14 protein-coding genes are annotated in these 19,951 nt (G+C 74.1%); 8 read left to right on the top strand and 6 right to left on the bottom strand.

Annotated features, from left to right (window positions below; genetic code table 11):
• Positions 1-286: 286 nt before the first annotated feature.
• Together WME96_RS34395 and WME96_RS34390 are read right to left on the bottom strand one after the other, a co-directional pair.
• Positions 287-2,098, bottom strand: coding sequence for a protein kinase domain-containing protein (locus tag WME96_RS34395; RefSeq protein ID WP_437285815.1), 1,812 nt, complete (start codon positions 2,096-2,098; stop codon positions 287-289).
• 223 nt (positions 2,099-2,321) lie between these two features.
• A complete protein-coding gene (locus WME96_RS34390; protein ID WP_437285814.1) occupies positions 2,322-4,214 on the bottom strand; it encodes a radical SAM protein in 1,893 nt (630 codons plus the stop codon).
• A 152-nt stretch (positions 4,215-4,366) separates the two neighbouring features.
• Between WME96_RS34390 and WME96_RS34385 the strand changes: the two genes are divergently transcribed.
• The 4 genes from WME96_RS34385 (at position 4,367) to WME96_RS34370 (ending at position 8,599) form a co-directional block, all read left to right on the top strand.
• Complete coding sequence (locus tag WME96_RS34385) at positions 4,367-6,565, top strand: HEAT repeat domain-containing protein (protein WP_437285813.1); 2,199 nt, start codon at positions 4,367-4,369, stop codon at positions 6,563-6,565.
• Positions 6,562-6,930, top strand: coding sequence for an exodeoxyribonuclease VII small subunit (gene xseB, locus WME96_RS34380; RefSeq protein WP_437285812.1), 369 nt, complete (start codon positions 6,562-6,564; stop codon positions 6,928-6,930). Before WME96_RS34385 ends, xseB begins: the two co-directional genes overlap by 4 nt.
• A 17-nt stretch (positions 6,931-6,947) precedes the next feature.
• Positions 6,948-7,676, top strand: a complete 729-nt coding sequence (locus tag WME96_RS34375; protein WP_437285811.1) for a competence/damage-inducible protein A — start codon at positions 6,948-6,950, stop codon at positions 7,674-7,676.
• A gap of 143 nt (positions 7,677-7,819) precedes the next feature.
• Positions 7,820-8,599 carry a JAB domain-containing protein gene (locus tag WME96_RS34370; RefSeq protein ID WP_437285810.1) on the top strand — a complete coding sequence of 260 codons (780 nt, stop codon included), beginning with the start codon at positions 7,820-7,822 and terminating at the stop codon, positions 8,597-8,599.
• Positions 8,600-8,609: 10 nt separating this feature from the next.
• Here the strand turns inward: WME96_RS34370 and WME96_RS34365 are convergent, their stop codons facing one another.
• Both WME96_RS34365 and WME96_RS34360 read right to left on the bottom strand, forming a co-directional pair.
• Positions 8,610-9,782: a tetratricopeptide repeat protein gene (locus tag WME96_RS34365; protein ID WP_437285809.1), complete on the bottom strand. Its 1,173-nt coding sequence runs from the start codon at positions 9,780-9,782 to the stop codon at positions 8,610-8,612.
• Positions 9,783-9,884: 102 nt separating this feature from the next.
• Entirely contained in the window at positions 9,885-10,634 is a 750-nt protein-coding gene (locus WME96_RS34360) for a hypothetical protein (protein WP_437285808.1), read from the bottom strand.
• 212 nt (positions 10,635-10,846) lie between these two features.
• Here WME96_RS34360 and WME96_RS34355 point away from each other — a divergent pair, with 212 nt between their 5' ends.
• The 4 genes from WME96_RS34355 (at position 10,847) to WME96_RS34340 (ending at position 16,356) form a co-directional block, all read left to right on the top strand.
• On the top strand, positions 10,847-12,184 hold the full coding sequence (locus WME96_RS34355; RefSeq protein ID WP_061620529.1) for a Stp1/IreP family PP2C-type Ser/Thr phosphatase: 1,338 nt from the start codon (positions 10,847-10,849) through the stop codon (positions 12,182-12,184).
• 138 nt (positions 12,185-12,322) lie between these two features.
• Positions 12,323-13,858 carry a hypothetical protein gene (locus tag WME96_RS34350; protein ID WP_437285807.1) on the top strand — a complete coding sequence of 512 codons (1,536 nt, stop codon included), beginning with the start codon at positions 12,323-12,325 and terminating at the stop codon, positions 13,856-13,858.
• A 63-nt stretch (positions 13,859-13,921) separates the two neighbouring features.
• Complete coding sequence (locus WME96_RS34345) at positions 13,922-15,406, top strand: hypothetical protein (RefSeq protein WP_437285806.1); 1,485 nt, start codon at positions 13,922-13,924, stop codon at positions 15,404-15,406.
• A gap of 5 nt (positions 15,407-15,411) precedes the next feature.
• Positions 15,412-16,356, top strand: coding sequence for an RluA family pseudouridine synthase (locus WME96_RS34340; RefSeq protein ID WP_437285805.1), 945 nt, complete (start codon positions 15,412-15,414; stop codon positions 16,354-16,356).
• Between the two features lie 33 nt (positions 16,357-16,389).
• Here WME96_RS34340 and WME96_RS34335 read toward each other — a convergent pair whose 3' ends face one another.
• The gene (locus tag WME96_RS34335; RefSeq protein WP_437285804.1) at positions 16,390-17,310 is read right to left on the bottom strand and encodes a M23 family metallopeptidase; all 921 of its coding nucleotides are present in this window, start codon (positions 17,308-17,310) and stop codon (positions 16,390-16,392) included.
• 199 nt (positions 17,311-17,509) lie between these two features.
• Positions 17,510-19,810, bottom strand: coding sequence for a CapA family protein (locus tag WME96_RS34330; protein WP_437285803.1), 2,301 nt, complete (start codon positions 19,808-19,810; stop codon positions 17,510-17,512).
• Positions 19,811-19,951: the final 141 nt, after the last annotated feature.

The following is a 19,951-nucleotide window of genomic DNA, read 5'->3' as shown; positions in this document are numbered from 1 at the left end:
TTCGCAACAGGCGCAGAGGGAGGTCGCCGGAGCGTTGGACGGGCTTCCATCGCCGGAGTGTTGGACGTGGCGCCGAAAAGGATCATGGCCGGCCGGCAGCGAGGATTGCGCGGCGCGTGGTCGGTGCGCGGGCCCGGCGACGCGATGTCTGTCCGTGGCTGACGTCCGGGGCGAGCGGGTCGCCGGGCGCCGCCGAGCCGGCGCGATGCGCCACGGGATCAGGCGTCCCGGCGGTGTCTCACCGCTGGCGCGATGACGTCGCGCGTCGCGCGTCACGACCCGCGTGTCACAACCCGCTGGGCTTGTAGGGCGTCCGGGAGGTCGTGCGCGGGGCGGTCCGCTTCGGCTCCGGGGCCTTCGTCGTCGCGCCGCGCGCGGCCGCGCGGGCGGCCGGCTTCGTCGTCGGGGCCGTCGACCCGCTCGCGGTGCGCATGTCGGGCCGGCCAGCCTTGGGCTTGGCGGTGGGCGGGGTCGCTCGCTGGGCCGGCCGCGGGGCCGCGCTCGCCGCGCGGTGCGCGGTGGGCGCCGGGCCCTGGACGGCCTTGCCGGGGAGCCGCGGGGCGGGGCCGGGGTCCGGGGCCGCGCCGCCGAGGGCGGGACCCTGGGCCGCGTTGGCGTTGACCAGCGCCGCACCCTGGGCCGCGTTGACGAGGGCGGGGGCCTGGGCCGCGCCGGCGTTGACCAGCGCCGGGCCCTGGGCAGGCCCGCCGGGCTGCGCCGGCGCGGCCGCCTCGCCGGTCGCGCTGTCCGCCTCGGCCGCGGGGAGCGCCGACAGGATCGACGGGGCCGCGACGCTCTCCGCTTGCAGCCCGGCGGGCGCGCGCTCGCCGGCGACGAAGAAGACCACCACCCCGACCGCGAGCGCGACCGCGCAGAGGGTCGCGATCACGCTGCGGCGCACGATGTGCTGACGGCGGGCCACCGCCTCGGAGACCACGGCGCCCAGCGCCGACGCGCTGGCGTCCGCGCCCGAGATGTCCGGCGCCGCCCCGAGGCCCTGCTCGCTCCGGGGGGCGCGCTGGCTCAGGGGCAGCGGCTCGCTCCGGGGGGCGCGCTGGCTCAGGGGCAGCGGCTCGCTCCGGGGAGAGCGCTGGCTCAGCGGCGACCGCGCCGACATCGGCCCGGAGCCCGACGCCGGGCCGCTCCGCGCGCTGGTCGGCCCGCCGAGGCCCTCCGGCGACCCCCGCAGGCCGACCTCCTTGATGAGCGCCTCCACCGCGCGGGGGGACGACACCGCGAGGCCCGGCGTCTGCGCGGCCGCCTCCTCCAGCGCCTCCGCGAACGCGGCGGCGGTCGGGAACCGGTCGTTCGGGTCGGTGTTCAGCGCGCGCAGGCAGATCAGGTCGATCGCGGCCGGGACCGACGGCACGACACCGCGCGGGCCCGTGGGCGGGCCCTGGAGGATCTGCGCGATCAGCGCGCCGTCGTTGTCGGCCTTGAACAGCCGCTCCTCCGTGAGCATCTCCCAGAGCACCACGCCGGCCGAGTAGACGTCGCTGCGGCGGTCGATCTGCTGCGCCCGGATCTGCTCGGGTGCCATGTACGCGAGCTTGCCCTTGAGCGCGTTGCCCCGCGTCGACATGAGCCTCGTCTCGGCGCGCGCCACGCCGAAGTCGGTGATGCGCGAGACGCCGTCGATGCCGACGAGCACGTTCTGCGGCGAGACGTCGCGGTGCACGAGGTGGAGCGGCTCGCCCTCGGACCCGGTGAGCTCGTGCGCCGCGTGCAGGCCCGCGAGCACGTCGAGGAAGATGCGGAGCGCGATCCCGAGCGGGAGGGGCCGCTTCGCCCGCGCGCACGTGCGGAGCAGGAGGTGCAGCGACGGGCCCTCGATGTACTCCATGACGAGGAACAGCGGGTCCTCGACGAGATCGAACGTCGCGACGACGTTGGGGTGGCGCACCCGCGCCGCGAGGCGCGCCTCGTCGAGGAACATCGCGACGAACTCGGGCTCCGCCGCGATGTGCGGGTGCATCATCTTCAGGGCGACGAGGCGCTCGAACCCGCCGGCGCCGACGGCCCGCCCGAGATACACGGTGGCCATGCCGCCCGACGCGATGGCGCGCAAGCTCTCATAGCGGCCAGCGTGCAAGGTCACATGCGGAGGCTACACCATGCCTCGTGCGTTCTCCATGAGTCCCGCGCTGTTCCCGCGGGCGCGCACGTCCAGCACAGCATGACGAACGGCGGGTATTTTCGTGTCGATGTGAGGCGCCCTACGACCGATGGTCGATTGGCCGACATCCGGCGTCGGCGTGGGCCCGATGTCGGCGCGTCGGCGATCGGCGCCGGTGGCGCAGGCGTGCGTGGTGGCTGCGGGATCAGCTCACGATCGGCAACCGCCTGGTCGGCGGCCGCGCGCGCGGGGCGCCCTGCTCGCGCTCGCGCAACGCAAGGTCGTGCTCGACGATCGTAAGGGGATTGTCGTAGGCCGGTAGCGGAAGATCCTTATTCTTCGCATACACCGGGTGCCTGCCGTGCTTCTTGTACCACTCGGCCACCGTGGCGTTGGCCTTCATCTTCTCGAGGATGTTTCGCCACCCAGCGCCGGTGTTGTACGCGCAGAAGCTGATCTCACCAAGCTGCGTTCCGTACGGAATGATGCACATCTCGGTGCGACGGAAGTCGTAATTGAACAGGTCCTGAAACCACATGCCCGCGACGAAGAGGACCCGCCACTCGTACTCGCGGGCGTCGCCCTCGCCGGCGTGCGCGGCGCCGGTCTGGCTCATGAACTGCTTCACCAGGGTGCCGAGGTGGAAGTTGGGCGGCGCCTTCTCGGGGCGGTAATGGCGCAGCAGCGCGGCGACGACCTGGGCCCTCGTGAGGGCGCGGCCGCGCCCGGCGTCGAAGATCGCGCGCAGGTCGGAGAGCAGCCCCTCGACATCGATGAAGTCGAGCAGCGGGACCATCTGCTTCGTCTTCTTGTGGACGAACAGCACCGTCCCGATGCCGCAGTTCGGGTGGCAGCCGCAGTTGATCTGGCCCCAGTCCTTGTCGGGGCCGTCGAGGAGATCGGTCACGTCGCCGAAGGGGCCGAGCGACGAGAGGGGGAACCAGTCGCGGAGCGGATCGGTCACGCCGGTCTGCCGGGCGACGTCGTGCGCGAGGTGGCTCAGCGTGTAGCGCTGCTGCTCGCGCAGCTCGTCGGAGATGTCCTCGTCGCGGCCGGTGAAGCTGACCGGCTGGAAGCTGACGACCGTGATCTTGTCGGCGTTCTGGACCGCGAAGTCGATGATCGGCCCGACCTGATCGTTGTTCACGCCGTTGACGATCGTCACGACCAGGATGACGTCGATGCCGGCGGCCGAGAGCTCCTCGATCGCCCGCAGCTTCACGTCGTAGAGGTTGCCGATCTTGCGGTGGCTGTTCGCGGCGTTCGTGACGCCGTCGAACTGCAGGTACGCCATCCGGAGGCCCGCCTCCTTCGCCTTCTGGGCGAAGCCCGGCTCCTCGGCGAAGCGCAGCCCGTTCGTCGCGCACTGCACCGCGAAGTACCCCTTCTTGCGCGCGTACCGGATGGCGTCGAGGAAATGCGGGCTCAGCGTCGGCTCGCCGCCGGAGAACTGGATCGACATCTGCCGGCGCGGGCGCACGTCCGCCGCGTCGTCGAGGATCCGCGTGATCTCGTCCCAGGTGAGCTCGTGCACGTAGCCGACCTGATTGGCATCCATGAAGCACGGGTCGCACATCATGTTGCAGCGGTTCGTCAGGTCGACCGTGAGCACCGCGCCGCGCCCGTACCGGATGGTGCTCGAGCCGTGGTTGTGGATCTTGTCCGGCGTCATCTCGACGTCGCGGCCGGCGAAGAGCCGCTCGATCCGGGCGAGGAACTCCGGGTCGATCGAGATCGTGTCCGAGAAGGAGCCGTGCTTGGGGCAGGTCTTCTCCATGACCACGCGCCCGTCGCGCGCGACGATGCGGGCGCGGATCTCCCCGGGCTTGTCGGTGATGAGCCGGGTCCAGTCCGCCCTGCCGCTCAGGATCTCGGTGCGCGCCTCCTTGACGCAGCGCGGGCACAGGCTGTCCGTCTCGCGGGGCCAGCCGAGCGGCGGCTTCGAGCGCTGGCCGCCCCTCGGGATCGGTTTGTCGCTCCATTTGGGGTGAAACGGCTCGGGCTCGCCACCGAGCCGGCTGAGCTGCTGCAAGACCGGCCACACCTTGTTGGCGGATACCGTGATGGCCTTTTCCAGTGTCCGTACCAGGTCGATCAAGCGTCACCTCTTCTACAGCCGCTCTCCGCGGCCGCACCGTAGGTCGACCTAGCGCGTGCTTCCATCAAATTCCAGGCTTGTCACGCCGCGCTGGCGCGCCTCGGGGGAGCGTGACAGCGGGCCGCCGATCGCGGGATAGTGCGGCGGAGCGAATGCGATTCCCCCCTGGAACCCCCCGCGCGCTGGGCCTCGCGGCGGCGCTCGCGGCCACCGCGATCGCGGGCGCGGCAGCGCCGCAGCCCGTCGCGCGGTCCGCGCGGGCGCCGCGCGCGGAGGACGGCGGCGCGCCAGCTGCGGCCGAGCCCGGCGCCGCGCCGCTGCGCGGCAGCCTCGGCGTGCCTGTCGCCGAGCGGCTGCTCGCGTCGAGCGACCCGGAGGCGCGGCTCCGCGGCATCGAGCGGCTCGGCGCGATCGGCACCGAGGAGGCGGTGAGCGCGCTGCTCGCGGCGCTCGAGCAGGGGGCCCCGGGGGCGCGCGATCCCAGGGCGCGCCTCGCGGCGGTGCGGGCGCTCGCGCCGCACGCAGCGCGCGACAGCGTGCGCCAGCTCCTCTCGCGCGAGCTGTCCGAGGGCGGCGCCCCCGCGCGCAGCGCCGCGTCGCCGCTCGGCGAGCTGCTGCGCGGCACGGCCGCCCTGGCGCTCGCGCGCTCCGGAGACAGGCGCGCGCTCGGCGCGCTCGTGAACGCGATCGTGCAGGGCGGGGCCGCGGGCGAGGCCGCGGCGCGCGCGCTCAGGGCGTACCCGCCCGCGTCGCTCCAGCTCCTGCTCGGGAACCGCAAGCGGCTCGAGCCCGCGCTCGTCGCCTTCCTCGGCGAGCTCGGCGACCTGCGGGCGATCGGGGCGCTGCGGCCGATGCTCGAGGGCGGCGACCGGGCGGCGCAGGTGGCCGCGGCGCGCGCCCTCGCGCGGCTCGGCGACGAGGCCGCGCTGGCCAGGGCGCGCGCGTGGCTGCGCCGCCCGGAGCCGGGGCTCCTCGAGGCGACCGCCGAGATCCTCGTCCACCTCGGGGCGCCGGAGGCGCCGGACGCGGTGGCCGCGCTGCTCGGGTCCGAGCGCGCGCGGCTCGAGGGGCTCAGGCTGGCCGAGCTCGCGCCGTCGGAGCGGCTCGTGCCGGCGCTCGCGCGCGCGCTCCCGCTGCTCCCGGAGGACGCGCGGCCGCGCGCCGTCGCGGCGATCGGCCGCGCCGGGGGCGCGGAGGCGGCGCGGCAGCTCCGCGGGCTGGTCGAGCGCCCGGAGCTGGCGACGGCGGCGGCGTTCGCGCTGGCGACGACACCAGGGGCCGAGGCGCGTGCCGCCGTCGCGGAGATGATCGACGGCGCGCGCGCCGCGAAGGACGCGGACCTCCGCCGGCTCGGCCTGCGCGCCGGCGTGGTCCGCGGCCTCGTCCTGGGCGACGCGCCCGAGGCGATCGAGGGGCGGCTGCTCGCCGCGCTCGCGGCGCCGAGAGGGTCGAGCGATCGCGCCGTCGGGGTGTTCGGCGCCGTGGCGCTCGGCCTCCGCGACGCGGGCGAGGTGGTCGGCGCGTGCTCGCCGGCCGCCTGCGATCGCGCGGCGGTCCACGCGGCGGCGCGCGGCGCGCTCGCGCGCGGTGAGCGCGCCCTCGCCGCGCTCGCGCCGCTCTTCGCGGAGCTCGTCGCGCCCGGCGGCGGGGGCGCCGCGGCGGGCGGCGACGACGCCGCGCCCGACGCGGCGGCGATCTCGGCCGGCGTCGCGCTGCTCGCGGCGCCGCGGGGCGGCGCGGTCGCGACCTCGCGGCTCGCCGCCCTCGCGGAGGCGGGCGGCCCCCTGGCGCCGCTCGCCGCGCGCGCGCTCGCGGCCCGCGACGACGAGGTGATCCGCGGCCGGCTCAAGCGGCTGCTCGAGGGGAGCGATCCCGTCGTCCGCGCGCACGTCGCGCTCGGCCTCGGGAGCGACCCCATGCCCGACAGCGTCTCGCTCCTCGCGCGCGCCTACCGCTTCGAGGACGACCCCGCGGTGCGCCGCGCGATCGTGCGCGGGCTGTCGCGGCGCGCCGAGGTGCAGCGCACGCGCGTGCTCCTCACGGCGCGGGACCTCGACCCGGACGAGGGGGTGCGCGCGCTCGCGCGGGCCGCGCTCTCCGGCGTTCCGGGCGCCCGCGACGCGCCGCGCCCCGCGCTCGCGACGGGGGTGGTCTGGGTCGCGATCGTCCCGAACGACCGGAGCGCGGCCGCCAGCGCGTCCTCGCGTCCGGCGCGGCTCGTCCGGCCGGACGGGGTGGCCGTCCCGGTCGTGGCCGATCCGGACGGCGTGCTCCTCGTGCCGGCGGTGCCGCCGGGGGTGAGCTCCGTCCTGCTTGCGCCGGCCGCACCCCCGGGGGACTCTGGCTCATGACGACGATGAGCAACGCGACGGACGAGAGCGGCCCGGGCCGCGGCACGGACGCGGAAGCGGGAGTGGAAGCCCGCGCCACCTCGACGGCGTCCGCGAGCGAGGCCGATCGCGCGCCGGTGAGCGGCGACAAGGCCGCGGGCGCCGGCGCGATGTCCTTCGAGGAGTCGACGCGCCGCCTCGCGAAGATCGTGGCGGAGCTCGAGGGCGGCGACCTGCCGCTCGAGCGCGCGCTCTCGCTGTTCGAGGAGGGCATCCGCCTGTCGCGGTCGGCGCAGGAGCGCCTCGACCGCGCGGAGAAGCGCGTGGAGGAGCTGCTCGGGATGGACGCCGACGGGCGCCCCGTGACGCGCGAGTTCGAGGGTTGAGCGGAGCACAGGGAGAGATGAGGACTGCGGCGGCGCTGATCATCGGCAACGAGCTGCTCACCGGGAAGATCGCTGACGAGAACCTGTTCGTGCTCGCGGGCACCCTGCGCGCGCTCGGCGTCAAGCTCGAGCGGGCCGTCACGGTGCTCGACGACATCGAGGTGATCGCCGCGGAGGTGCGGGCGCTCGCCGCGTCGCACGACTGGCTCTTCACGAGCGGCGGCGTGGGCCCGACGCACGACGATCTCACGATCGCGGGCGTCGCGCGCGCGTTCGGCGTGCCGGTGGTCAGCGCGCCCAACATGGAGAGCATGCTGCGCGAGTACTACGGCGACCGGATCACCGAGGGGCACCTGCTCATGGCCCGCATCCCGGAGGGCGCGCGGCTCGTGACCGGCGGCAGCGCGGCGTGGCCGGCGGTGGTGATGCGGAACGTGTGGATGCTGCCCGGCGTGCCGCAGATCTTCCGGGCGAAGCAGGCGCTCATCCAGGCGGAGCTGTCCGGCGGCGCGCCGTTCATCTCGCTCGCGGTGTTCACGACCCTCGATGAGGGGCAGCTCAAGCCCATGCTCGACCGCGTGGTCGAGGCGCACCGCGACGTCGACATCGGCTCCTACCCCCGGTGGTCGGGCGCCGACTACCGCACGAAGCTCACGTTCGACGGCCTCGTCGAGGCGAAGGTGCGCGCCGCGCGCGACGCCTTCGCCCAGAGCCTCCCCGCGGAGACGATCGTCCGCGTCGAGTGACGCGCGCGCCCCCTCGCGCTCTCACGCCGCGCGCGTCCCTGGCGGCCGCCACCCTCCGCCGCCGGACCGCCACCCCCGGCGGCGTGAAACCCGCCGGCGCGGCGGGCGCGCCGGCCGGCCCGCCGCGTGCTTGGCGTCCGCGCATGAGCCTGTGGAAGAGCGCCGCGCTGCCGTCCAGTCACCTCCTCGATCCGTACGCCGACGAGCCCTCCGCGTTGCCCGGCTTCGCCGGCCCGCGGGAGCGGGCGCTCGAGGAGGGGATCTGGTCGCTCGGCGACGCCGATCTGCTCGCGATCGTGCTCGGCACCGGGCTGGTCGGCACCCCCGTGACGCTCGTCTCCGCCGCGCTCCTCGCCCGGTTTTCCGGGCTGGAGGGGCTCTCGCGCCTCGGCCCGCACGCGCTCGCCCAGCACCCCGGCCTCGGCCTCGCGAAGGCCCTCCGCATCGCCGCGTCGCTCGAGCTCGGGCGGCGCGCCTTCGAGCGCGCGGTGCGCCCGCGGCCCCCGGTGCGCACCTCGGCCTCGATCGCGGCGTGGTGCGCGGCGCACCTCGGCCCGCTCGAGCACGAGCAGATGTGGGTGATCTCGCTCGACGGCCGCAACGGGATGCGCGGCGCGCGCAGGGTCTCGCAGGGCGGGCTGCACGGCTGCTCGGTCACGGCGAAGGACATCCTGCGCGCCGCGCTCGCGGACGCGGCCTCGGCGCTCGTGCTGGTGCACAACCACCCGAGCGGCGACTCGGCGCCGTCCCCCGAGGACGTGCTCATGACCAACTCGGTCGCCGCGGCCGGCGCGGTGATCGGGGTGCCGCTCCTCGACCACGTCATCCTCGCGCCGGACGGCCACTACTCCTCGATGCACGATCTCGGGATGATCGAGCCCGGCGACGCGCCGCCCGACGGCGCCGAGCCGCCGCGCCCGTGATCCCGACGGCCTAGCCCCGCCGGCTGACCAGGATGCCGTGCCGCTCCCCGCCGGCCTTGCTCGCGGCGCCTGGCACGCTCGCGAGCCGCGCCGTCGCGCCGCCCCAGTCGACGGAGGGCGCCCCCTGGAGCAGCGACGCGTAGATCGCGCTCGCCTGCGTCATGGGGCAACCGAGCGCCTCGCGCAGGAACGTGAGCGACGCGCCCGTCGCGTAGTTCACCGGCGCCTGCCGGCCGTCCTCGCCGATCACGGTCACCTTGAAGACGTCGTCCTCGGACCGCGCCGCGCGATCCGGATCGGTCAGCGCGAGGTGCAGCGCCTCGATCGCGCCGCCGGCCGGGTCGATCGTCGCGTAGAGCTCGAGGAGCGGCGCCGTGTAGCGGACGATCTGCCGCCCCGCCCCCTCGCCGGTCGCCGCCGGCGTCTGCTCGCGGCGCCTGAGCTGCGCCTCCACGGCGAGCGCCGACCGCGCGAGCTCCCGCTCCGTCTTGCCGAGCAGCCGGCGCGCGCGCATCTCGGCGAGCGCGCGCCGCAGCACCTCGCGGTTGTGCGCCGCCTTCTCGTGGCTCCGCTCGCGCGCGAGCAGCGCCTCGAGCTCGCCCAGCGCCTGCTCGTGCTCCCCGATCGACGCGAGCGCGTCGGCCAGCGTGAGCCGCGCGTCGGAGAACGCCGGCGCGCGCCGCACCGCCTCGCGGTACGCCGCGATCGCCGCCGCGATGTCCCGCCGCGCCTCGTGCGCGAGCCCGAGCGCGAACGCCGCCCGCCCGTCCTCCGGCGCCGCCTCGCACGCCCGCGCGAGCCAGCGCGCTGCCTCGTCATGGAGGCGCTGGTCGTAGCGCGCGATCCCGAGCTCGCGCAGCACCCGCGGGTCGGGCGGCTCGATCGCGGCGCCCTGCCGGAGCTGGTCGGCCGCTTCGTCGAGCCGGCCGAGGCGGACCAGCGCGCGGGCGTAGGCGAGGCGCGCCTCCACCTCGCCGCCGTCGAGCTCGACCGCGCGCGCGAGCGCCCGCGCCGCCTCGGCCCAGCGGCCCTCCGCCGCGTGCGCCGCCCCGAGCGAAAGCCAGGCCCCCGCGTCGCCCGGCTCGGCCGCGAGGTGCGCCTCGAGGCCGGCGATCCCGCCGGCCATGTCCCCTCGGCTCAGCAGATCGAGCGCGCGCGCGCGCAGCGCTTCGGGCGGCGTCATGGCGGCAGGGTACGCCGGCGCGAGGAGGCGGGTCGAGCGCCGCCGGCCGGCGCGCCGCCCCGGGGGAGACCTCGGCCGCGGCCCTCGTCCATGACGACGGCGTCAGTAGCCCGGCGGCAGCTCGCCCGTCAGGCACGACACGGTGTTCGGCGCGGTGCGCGACGACCACAGGGCGCCGGCCGGGGCTCCGTCGGAGAAGCGCACGCCCTCGCGCGGATCCCACGCCGGCGCCTCGCCCGGGCGGAGGGAGTGCGTCCCGCTCTGGTAGAACGCGATGATGTACGTGTGCCCCGCGACCCGGCAGCCGAGCCGGCCCGCGAGCGCCCGCGCGAACGCCTGGCCGGAGTGGCCGAAGGCGCTGCAGCAGCGGAGCCACACGAGGGCGTCGGGGCCCGCGAGCTCGGCCTTCAGGGCGGCGATGGCGCCGTCGAGCGGCGAGCCCGGCCGGAGCGCCGCCTCGTCGAGCCGCGTCTTCCCGATCCGCATGTACCCCCAGCCGCCGTGCCCCCAGGCCTGCAGCGAGCTGATCTTCCGGCCGCGCTCGCGCGCCGTGCGCGCCGCCCACCCGAGCGCCTCGGCCCAGCTCGACGCCGCCTGCCACGCGTCGGCCGCGCCCGTCATGCGGTGCAGGAGCGCACCGGCGCGCCAGACCGGCGTGAGGCCGATCGACGCGCCCACCGCCTCGCCCAGGACCGAGAGATCCGCGGCGTCGGCGGTCGCGGGCTGCGCGCGCCCCGCGACCTCGCCGGCCTCGCCGATCGCGCCGACCTCGCGCCGGCGGGGCGCGCGCGGAGCCCGCGACCGCCGAGCACCCCACCCGACGTCGGTGTTATCGAAGAGGACGAGCCGCATGGAGCCTCCCATTCTGCGCATTCCGAATGTACCGCCGCTCGCAGCCGCCGCCACGCGGTCGATTCCCCACCCGCACCCCGAGCATCTCCCGATCGCGCAGGCACGTCCCGGGCGCGGCGAGGGTGAGGCGGACGGGCGGAGGTCGTCCAGTTCGCGGTGGGCGCAATCGCTAGTGATTTCCTCCCGCGCCCTCGGTTAGCCTGCCCGAACCGATGGGCCTGTCCGAAAACATCAGGTTTTATGCGGCCACCGACGTCGGCCGCATGCGGGACCACAACGAGGACAACTACCTCGTCGACAAGAAGCTCGCGCTCTTCGTGGTTGCCGACGGAATGGGCGGACACGCCGCTGGCGAGGTCGCGAGCGCCCTCGCGGTCCGCATCATCCACGAGGAGCTCAAGAAAGAGCGGGATCTCATCGAGAACCAGGCGCGCAGCAACGTGCGGCGCGCCGCGATGAAGGAGGTCCTCAGCCTGCTCGAGCACGCCGTGCAGCGCGCCTGCGCCCGCATCCACGAGGAGGCGAAGGCCGACGCGACGAAGCGCGGCATGGGCACGACGCTCTCCGCGCTCCTCATCGCCGGCTCGCACGGCTACATCGCGCACGTCGGCGACAGCCGCATCTACCTCCTCCGCGAGGGCCGCATCCAGCAGGTCACGGAGGATCACACCGTCTACAACGAGCTGATCAAGCGCGGGAAGCTCACGCGCGATCAGATCGAGAAGGTCGCGCAGAAGAACGCGATCACCCGCGCCGTCGGCGTGTACGAGCGCGTCGAGGTCGACACGCTCACGATCGAGGTGCTCCCGGGCGACCAGTTCCTCCTCGCCTCGGACGGGCTCCACGGCTACATCGCGCACACCGCCGAGCTCGAGCCGTTCTTCGAGGAGGAGAACGGCGAGGCCGCCGCGAACGGCCTCATCGACCTCGCGAACCGGAAGGGCGGCAAGGACAACATCACCGCCGTCCTCGTGCGGCTCGGCGCGGGCGATCACCGCGACAGCGTCCGCGCGCGGCTGCTCGCCCTCAAGCGCGACGTGCTCGCGAAGATGCCGCTCTTCGCCCGCCTCCAGGAGCGCGAGATGCTCCGGGTCATGCAGGTCGCCGAGGTGCTCTCGTTCGAGCCCGGCCAGATCGTGGTCCGCGAGGGCGACCGCGGCGACGAGCTGTTCATCGTGCTCTCGGGCCTCGTCCGGATCGTCCGCGGCGACGCCGTGCTGAGCGAGGTCGGCCCGGGCGAGCACTTCGGCGAGATGGCGCTCATCCGCAGCATGCCGCGCTCCGCCACCGTCTCGGCCGTCGAGCAGAGCGAGCTCATCGCCGTCCGGCGCGCCGACTTCTTCGAGATCCTCCGCAAGGAGCACGAGCTGGCCGTGAAGCTGCTCTGGCAGTTCCTCGGCGTGCTCGCCGACCGGCTCGATCAGACCTCGCGCGACCTGACCACCGCCCGCGAGGAGCTCGCCGCGGAGGACATCACGAGCGAGATCTTCCCGGACAGCGAGGAGGGGAAGAGCCCGTTCGCCCCCGAGGAGCGCGCCGAGGCGCGCTGAGGCCCCGCGCCGCGCCCGCCGAGCGATTCGCAGATTGACACCCTCCGGCCCCCGCCGGTAGCGTCCGTCCGACGGATCACCATGAGCATGCACGGCAGAAGGTACGGCGAAGGCCATCTTGCTCGCGTCGCCATCAGCGTGGCCAATCGCGTGGACTGCGGCTCGGCGCTCGCGTCGCTCGCCGTCGCCGCGGCGGCTCTCCTCGCGGCGTCCCCCGCGGCCGCGGACGAGCCGCGGAGCGCCACCGAGCCTCGGCTCATGGTGGAGACGGGCGAGATCACGAGCGTCATCGACGCCTTCGATGAGGGCGACAACTTCGATCTGAACTTCAGCTTCGGCTTCGAGTACGCGAGTAAGAGCGCGAAGATCCGCCGCGAGACGAGCATCGCCGCGCCGGGGCTGTCGACGGGCGGCTACACGTCGAACCTGCTCAACGTCGCGAACTACAGCGAGGCGACGTCGAAGTTCAACATGCGCCTCGACGTCGGCGTCTACCGCGACCTCGCGCTCTACCTCAGGATGCCGCTCGTCCTGAGCCACTCGCGCGAGCTCACCGACCTCGACGGCAGCGCCGCGCACCAGGCCGTCGCCCTCGCGGGCGCCCCGGGCGAGCAGGTCTTCTCGCTGCCGTTCACGTCGCCGACCCGGAGCGGCATCGAGTACCTCGCCGTCGGCGCCGACGTGAACATCATGAACCAGGCGCGCGACCGGACGAAGCCGACGTGGCTGTTCGGGATCGAGGGGCGCTTCCCGGTGAGCGAGCCGATGCACGCCTGCACCGAGTCGCCGAAGAGCGGGCAGGTGAAGTGCGCCGATCCGACGGACATCAACCGGAACGACCAGACCGATCTCCCGTTCGAGGGGGAGCGGATCGCGCAGCGCGACCCCGGCGTCTCGCGCGGCACCATCGGCCTCGAGGTTCACACGTACCTGTCCAAGCGGATCAAGTACGTCGAGCCCTACGGCGGGTTCAAGGCGCTGTTCGAGTTCCACCAGGAGTCGAGCGACTACGGCCTCATCGACCTGAAGACGTCGCTGGTCAACAACCCGCCGCTCGTCGGCACCGTGATGCTCGGCATGATGATCATCCCCTGGGAGAACCGCGAGAAGTTCACCGGGCTCACGTTGGATCTGCGCTTCACCGGCGAGTACCACTCCGAGGGGCGCGACTACTCGGAGCTGTTCGACGCGCTCGGCTCGACCGACGCGAGCTCGCTGCGCCAGCCGCAGTGGGCGTCGTTCCGCCAGAACGAGGCGTACAACCCGAACGCGTGCCGGAGCGGCGACCCGCGGGCCTGCGCGCCCTCGGTCGTCGATGAGGGCTCGCAGCGGACGTACTTCACGGGGCTCAGCGACGTCCAGCCGTACGGCTCGTACCGCGGCTCCGCGAGCGTGACGTGGAGGGCGGCCGAGCTCGTGAAGTTCCAGCTCGGCGTCGGCTTCCGCCACGACCAGGGGCACGGCATCGGCGGCGATCAGCCGTGCAACTCGCAGTACAAGGACGACATCGGGGCGGCCGGGCCGTGCCGCCGCCAGAACCAGGACGGGAGCTTCACCGTCACCGGCAGCCCGAACCCCAACTACCGCCCGAGCATCAACGCGATCGGCCGCCGCTTCTATGTCAACGACAGCAACACGTTCGACATCTTCGCGAGCGGCACGTTCATGTTCTGATCGACGCCCCGAGCGGCGGCGGCCATCGCGGCGAACGTCGCCGGGGGCCGAAGCAGCGACCTCATGATCGATCCCTGGCACCTCGGCGGTCGCGCGCGCGCCCTGGCGCTCGCCGCGGCGCTGCCAGCGCTCGCCGCGGCGCCGACGGCGTCGGCCGAGCCCTCCGGCGCGGCGCAGCCCGCGCGCCCCGGCCAGCCCGCGGGAGCCGCGCACCTCGCGGGCTCCGCGCGCCCGCCGCCGGCGGCGAGGCCGACCGTCGTGCTCCCGACGGCGCTCGCGCCCGAGGACGCGGAGCGCGCGGCGCCGCTCGCGAGCGCGCTCGACGCGCTCCTCTCGGACACGGCGCAGGACCTCGGCCTCTCGGTGGATCTGGCCGACCGCGTCGCCTCGCGGGCGCGGCCCGACGAGGCCGAGCTCGTGGAGCGCGCGCGCGCGAGCGACAGGCTCTTCATCGCGCCGAGCCTCGACCTGCGCGGCGACGACGTCGAGCTCCGGATCGCGCTCGCGCACGGCGGCGCGCGGTCGCTGCGGGTGCGCGTCGAGCGCGTCGCGCGGGACGAGCTCGCGGTGCGCGCCGCCGTCATGCTCCGCGACCTCGTGGCCGAGCTCGACGGCGGCGCGAGCGCGGCCCCGCCGCGCGGCGAGGAGGCGCCTTGCTCCGAGCGGTGCCGCGGGCGCCTCGCCACGCCCGCGCGCAGCCTCGGGAAGGCGACGCTCGCGGCCAACGCGACGCTCTACGGCGGCCTCGTGGGCTTCTCGATCCAGCGATCGAGCGGCTCGGACGATCCGCGCCTGCTCTACCCGCTCCTCGCGGTCGGCGCGGGCATCGGGCTCGGCGGGGCGATCATCATCGCGGAGGAGTGGGACGTCGGCGTGGCCGACGCCTGGTACCTCGGGTCCGGGACGTGGTGGCCGACGATCGCGGGCCACCTGATCTACGAGGGCCGCTTCGCGGAGCACGCCGCGGATCCCGACCAGGAGCGCTGGGCCTCCGGGCTCATCGGCGGCACGGCCGGGATCACGCTCGCGGCGCTCGGGCTCTCGCTCGGGCGCATGTCCGAGGGCGGCGCGCTGATGGCGCAGTCGGGCGGCGGGCTCGGGCTCACGCTGGGCGCGCTGGTCGAGTGGGCGGCGCGCGGCGACATCGACAGGACGCCGATCGCGGGGATGGGCTACGGCGCCGCGCTCGGCTGGCTCGCGGCGGCCGCGGCCGCGACGCAGCTCGACGTCACCGCGTCGCAGGTCCTCACGATCGACGTCGGCGCGCTGCTCGGCGGCCTCGGCGCCGCCGCGCTCGCCAGCCCGCTCGTCTTCGAGTCCCCGACGCAGGCCCAGCAGCGGGCCTGGGTCGGCGCCGCCGCCGGAGGATTTCTGCTGGGGGCGGGCGTCACGTGGTACGTGACGCGCGCCGCGCTCGCCGGCGCCCGCGGCGCGCGCCCCTCGTGGAACCGCTTCGGCCTGCCCATGATGGGAGTGATAGGAGAGAGCGTGGTCGGGAGCCGGCGGGCGCCCGCGCTCGGCCTCGGGTGGCAGGGGGCGATTCCGTAGGAGCTATGAAGATCACGATCACCGAGCTGGATGCAGGGACGCGCCTCGACAAGCTGCTCGTGCAGATGCTGCCCGGGCTCGGGCGGGCGGGCGCGAAGCGGCTGTTCTCCGAGGGGCGCGTGCGCGTGCACGGGGCCGGGAAGAGCGGCGCCGGCCGGCGCGCGTCGAAGGGCGACGTCGCGGTGGCGGGCGAGGTGCTGGAGGTCGACGTCGCGCCCACGGAGGCCTCCGGCGCGGCGACGCCGGACCCGGACGTGCCGCTCGAGGTGGTGCTCGAGCGCGACGACCTCGTCGTGGTGAACAAGCCCGCCGGGATGCCGACCGCGCCGCTCGATCCGGGCGAGCGCGGCACGCTCGCGAACGCCCTGGTCGCGCGGTACCCCGAGATGGCGGCGATCGGGTTCTCCCCGCGGGAGCCCGGGCTGTGCCACCGGCTCGACACGGACACGAGCGGCCTCGTGCTCGCGGCGCGCACGGCCGCGGCGTTCGCGGCGCTGGGCGCCGGGCTGAAGGAGGGGCGGCTCGACAAGCGCTACCTGCTCATCTGCCAGATCGGCGATCTCCCCGAGATGGGCTCGATCGAGGTGCCGCTCGCGCCGCACCCGAAGGACAAGAAGCGGGTCTACCCGTGCATCCACCCGCGCGACGTCGTGCGGTACGCGCCGCGGCCCGCGGCGACGATGTACAAGCGCGTGCGGCAAGCGGGGCTCTGGGAGCTCGTCGAGGCGCGCGCCCCGAGGGCGCTGCGGCACCAGATCCGGGCGCACTTCGCGTCGGTGGGTCACCCGCTGGCCGGCGACGTGCTCTACGGCGGGCCCACGGTCGAGGGGCTGAGCCGCCACGCGCTGCACGCGCACTACATCGGGTGGGGCGGCAGCGACGCGGTGCCCGCGTTCGTGGTGACCTCGCCGCTGCCCGCGGACATGGCGGCGCTGGTCGGCGAGGCCTGACCCGGCGCCGCGCGCTCGCCGCGCGCGCGCGCCTCAGGGCAGGCTCACCTCGACCACGTGGCCGTTCACGTCGCGCGCGCGCGCCGTGATCCGGAGGTCGTCGGCCGACGCCGTCCCGTCGAGGTTGCTGAAGCGGAACGCGATCACGTAGGTCGAGGACTGCGCGTTGAACTTCGCCGGCTCGATCCGGATGCCCTCGAGGCTCTCGTCGTCGATGACCGCGGCGTCACCCTCCGCCGTGTATTTGCGGTTCCACGCGTCGTAGTTGATCCCCCGCTCCTCGATGATCTCCCCGGTCGATCGGTTCGACGTGGCGACGTCGACCTCGAGGAGGCCCGGGGCGATGCCGGGCAGGGTGGCCTCGACCTCGACCGAGACGCTCGCCGTGGAGTCCTCGTCGGTGCGGCGCACGTCGATGGCTGGGGGCAGCCCGCGCGGCGTCGGGAGGAAGCGGAGCGGGTGCACGCAGTACACCTTCTCGGTCCCTCCCTCACGGATCTCGAAGTGCAGGTGGGGGAACAGGCTGCTGGCCGCGAGGCCGGTGTAGCCGATGTGCTGACCGCGCCCGACCACCTCGCCGGGCTCGACGAGCGGCATCGTCAGGTGGACGTAGGTGCTGTAGAAGCACGCGCCCGTCCCGTCGCAGTGCTCGATCTGCACCACGACGTCGTCGAAATCGTTGTAGCGCCCGGCGCGCGTCACCCTGCCGTCGCCGACCGCGTACACCGGGGTGCCCATCACGGCGGGGATATCGATGCCCCGGTGAAAGTCGTAGACGCCGTCGCGCGAGGTCTGCAGGCGGGGGCCGAAGCTCGACGACATCGGCTGCATCTCGTCCGTGCCCCCGATGGGCCACACGAGATCGGGGCCCTCGGGGTCCGAGCCGCAGCCGGCCGTGACCGCGGCGAGCGCCAGCAGGGTCGCGAGATACGATGGCTTCCGCGAGGGCTTCATGGTGGCGGGTCCGTGGCGCGCAGGCGCAGTGCAGGTGTCGAGTCCACGGCGCAGCGCCGCCCGCTCATGGTACCGAGGCCGAGCGAAGAAGTCGAGGTCAGGGGGATCGTGAGTCGATGTGCGGGTCTCGCGTCCTCGAGGTGGTCGTCGGCGCGTCGTCGGAGTTCGGCGTTCTCGCGTCCTGACGCTGAGGGTGTGCTCAGGGTGTCGCCGGCGCCAGCGTGTACGACCGGTGCGTCATCGTCACGCCGAGGGTCGTGAGCGCCGGATTCGTGGCGGTGCAGCGGACGAAGCTCCAGTCGTTCGGCGTCGCGAACGCGAACCCGAGGGAGCCGTCGGCGATCGTGCCCTCCCACTCGACGAGCGACACGTCATCGAGGAACGTGGTCGCCTCGCCGCTCGCCGGCGGCGCCGCCCTGAAGTAGACCCGCACCGAGCCCGCGTTCGCCGGCGGGGTGAGGTCGACGGTGAACCGCTGCCAGTCGTAGGTGCCGGCCGCGCGCGTGTACGCGACGCTGTTCGACACGCTCGCCCCGCCGCTCGTGTACCAGTAGACCTGCGCGCGCATCTGCCCGGCGTTGTCGCCCTTCAGGTATCCGGTGAGGGTCAGCTTGCGGCCGGGCTCGAACTTGACGCGGTTGTTCATGTAGGTCGACACCTCTCCGGTGCTGTTCGACTTGCGCAGGAACACCATCGCGCCCGTCCCGCCGTGGACGACGCTGTTCTCGATGTAGCGGTATTCGCTCATCGACCACATCGAGCCTTCGTGGAAGGCGTCGTCGACGTCGCTGTCCTCGAAATCGCCGTAGAGCATGATCTCCCGGCCGTAATCGCAGCTCGCGGCGGCGGTCGTCCGGAGCGCGGCGAGCGAGTCCGACGCGTCCGAGCGCAGGTGCGCGACGGGCCCGGTGCTGCGGTTCGCGAGCGGCACGCTCCGCGTCTCGACCTGATCGTTCGTCGTGTACTGCGCTGGGTCGCTCACCGCGGCGGCCCGCGGGCCGCTCGCGAACACGACCGCGCCGGTCAGGCCGTCGGCCGCGTCGCCGGGCGACGGCGCCGCCGGCAGCGTCGTGGAGAGGTGGCCGATGTGGCGGATCGCCCGGCCGAGCCAGGCGCCGCCCACGAGCTTCGGCACGTAATCCTCGTTCTGGAACGGGATGAGCTGCACGCGGTGCACCGCGCGGCTGCCGTCCGCCGCCTCGTCGATGTCGACGGCGGCGAGGTACGATTGGTACGTCTCGAAGACGTCCTGATCGAAGACCATGTTGCCGAGCGACATGAAGATGAAGCGGGGGCCGGCGCCGGCGTCGTGCAGCCCGATGCCGTGGATCGTGTGCGGGTGGTGCGCCACGACCATGCCGGCGCCCATCTCGACGAGCTGCGTGAACCGCCGCCGCATGCCGGACGACGGGTAGTCGCTGTACTCGGTGCCTCCGTGCAGCACCGGGATGGCGAAGCGCCCCACCGCGTCCGTCTGCATGAAGTCCCTGATCTGGGTGAGGCCGAGCTGGAGCGCGCCGGCCTTGGGAGGCGGCCCATCGGAGGCGGTGAGCGCGTACTCCGCGAGCGTCGTCCCGTCATTGACGATCTGGCTGAACCCCTGGAAGGCCACGTCGACGTCGCGGATCGTCCTGTAGAGCACGGTGCCCTTCGCCGTCGCCTCGTCGACGCCGGCGCCGAACCAGTCGAGTCCGGCGTTCGGCACGGCGCTGAGCGTGTCGGTGACGCCCCCCTCCAGGTAATCGAACATGTGGTTGTTGCCGAGGCTCACCCCGTCCACCCCGGAGAACGCGAGGGCCCGGACCGTCTCGGGGTAGGAGAAGAACGTGAACGACTTGTACGGGTGCGGCGTCTCCGGGTTGGCCGTGACAGGGCACTCCAGGTTGACCTGGGTGTAGTCCGACGACGAGAGGACGTCGCGCAGGAAGGAGAGGACGGCGCGCGCGTCCGCCTCGCGCGTGCCAGGGCGGATCAGGTCGCCGGTCTCCCCCTCGACGCCGTCGGCGTCGCTGTCGACGAAGCGCCGCCCGAACATCGTGTCGCCCCCCACGAGGATCCGCGCGCGGCCGGGGCGCTGCACGGTCAGGACGACGCGGCCGACGTCGGCGGCCGCCGCGGAGAGCGGGCGGTGCAGATCGGCGGGGATGATCTCGCTGTAGTACCCGTCGATCTCGACGCGCAGGAGGACCGAGCGCCGCGCGAGCGCCTCCAGGGTGAACGCGCCCGCGCCGTCGGTGAAGGCGATCTCGCCGTGGTTGACGGCGCCGCTCCCCCAGCCGATGGCGGTCACCTCCGCGCCCGCGATCGGCGACCCCGCCTCGTCGACGACGACGCCCGTCACGTCGATGGGCGTCGCCGCGTACGTCGCGTCGAACGCCGCCTCGGTGGCGTCGAAGCGATACGCCGCCCGGGCGTCGCCCGCGGCGAGCGAGGCGCAGATCGCGGCGCCCGCGCACAGCGATGAGGACGTGAATGTGGGGATGACGCGTCTTCTTGCCATGATCGCTCCCGGTCCGTTGGGGCCTGTCCGACGACAGCCGACATCAAGAGATGACGAGGCCAGAGCAGAGCTCCGCCGGGGCCGGTCACGCATGTGTAAAAATGCCGTGTGACCGTACTCCAGCGTTTCTCATCCGGCCGA

Source organism: Sorangium sp. So ce406 (assembly GCF_051474675.1).
GTDB classification, from domain to species: Bacteria; Myxococcota_A; Polyangia; order Polyangiales; family Polyangiaceae; genus Sorangium; species Sorangium cellulosum_G.
This window is presented reverse-complemented; position numbering and strand designations above follow the sequence as displayed.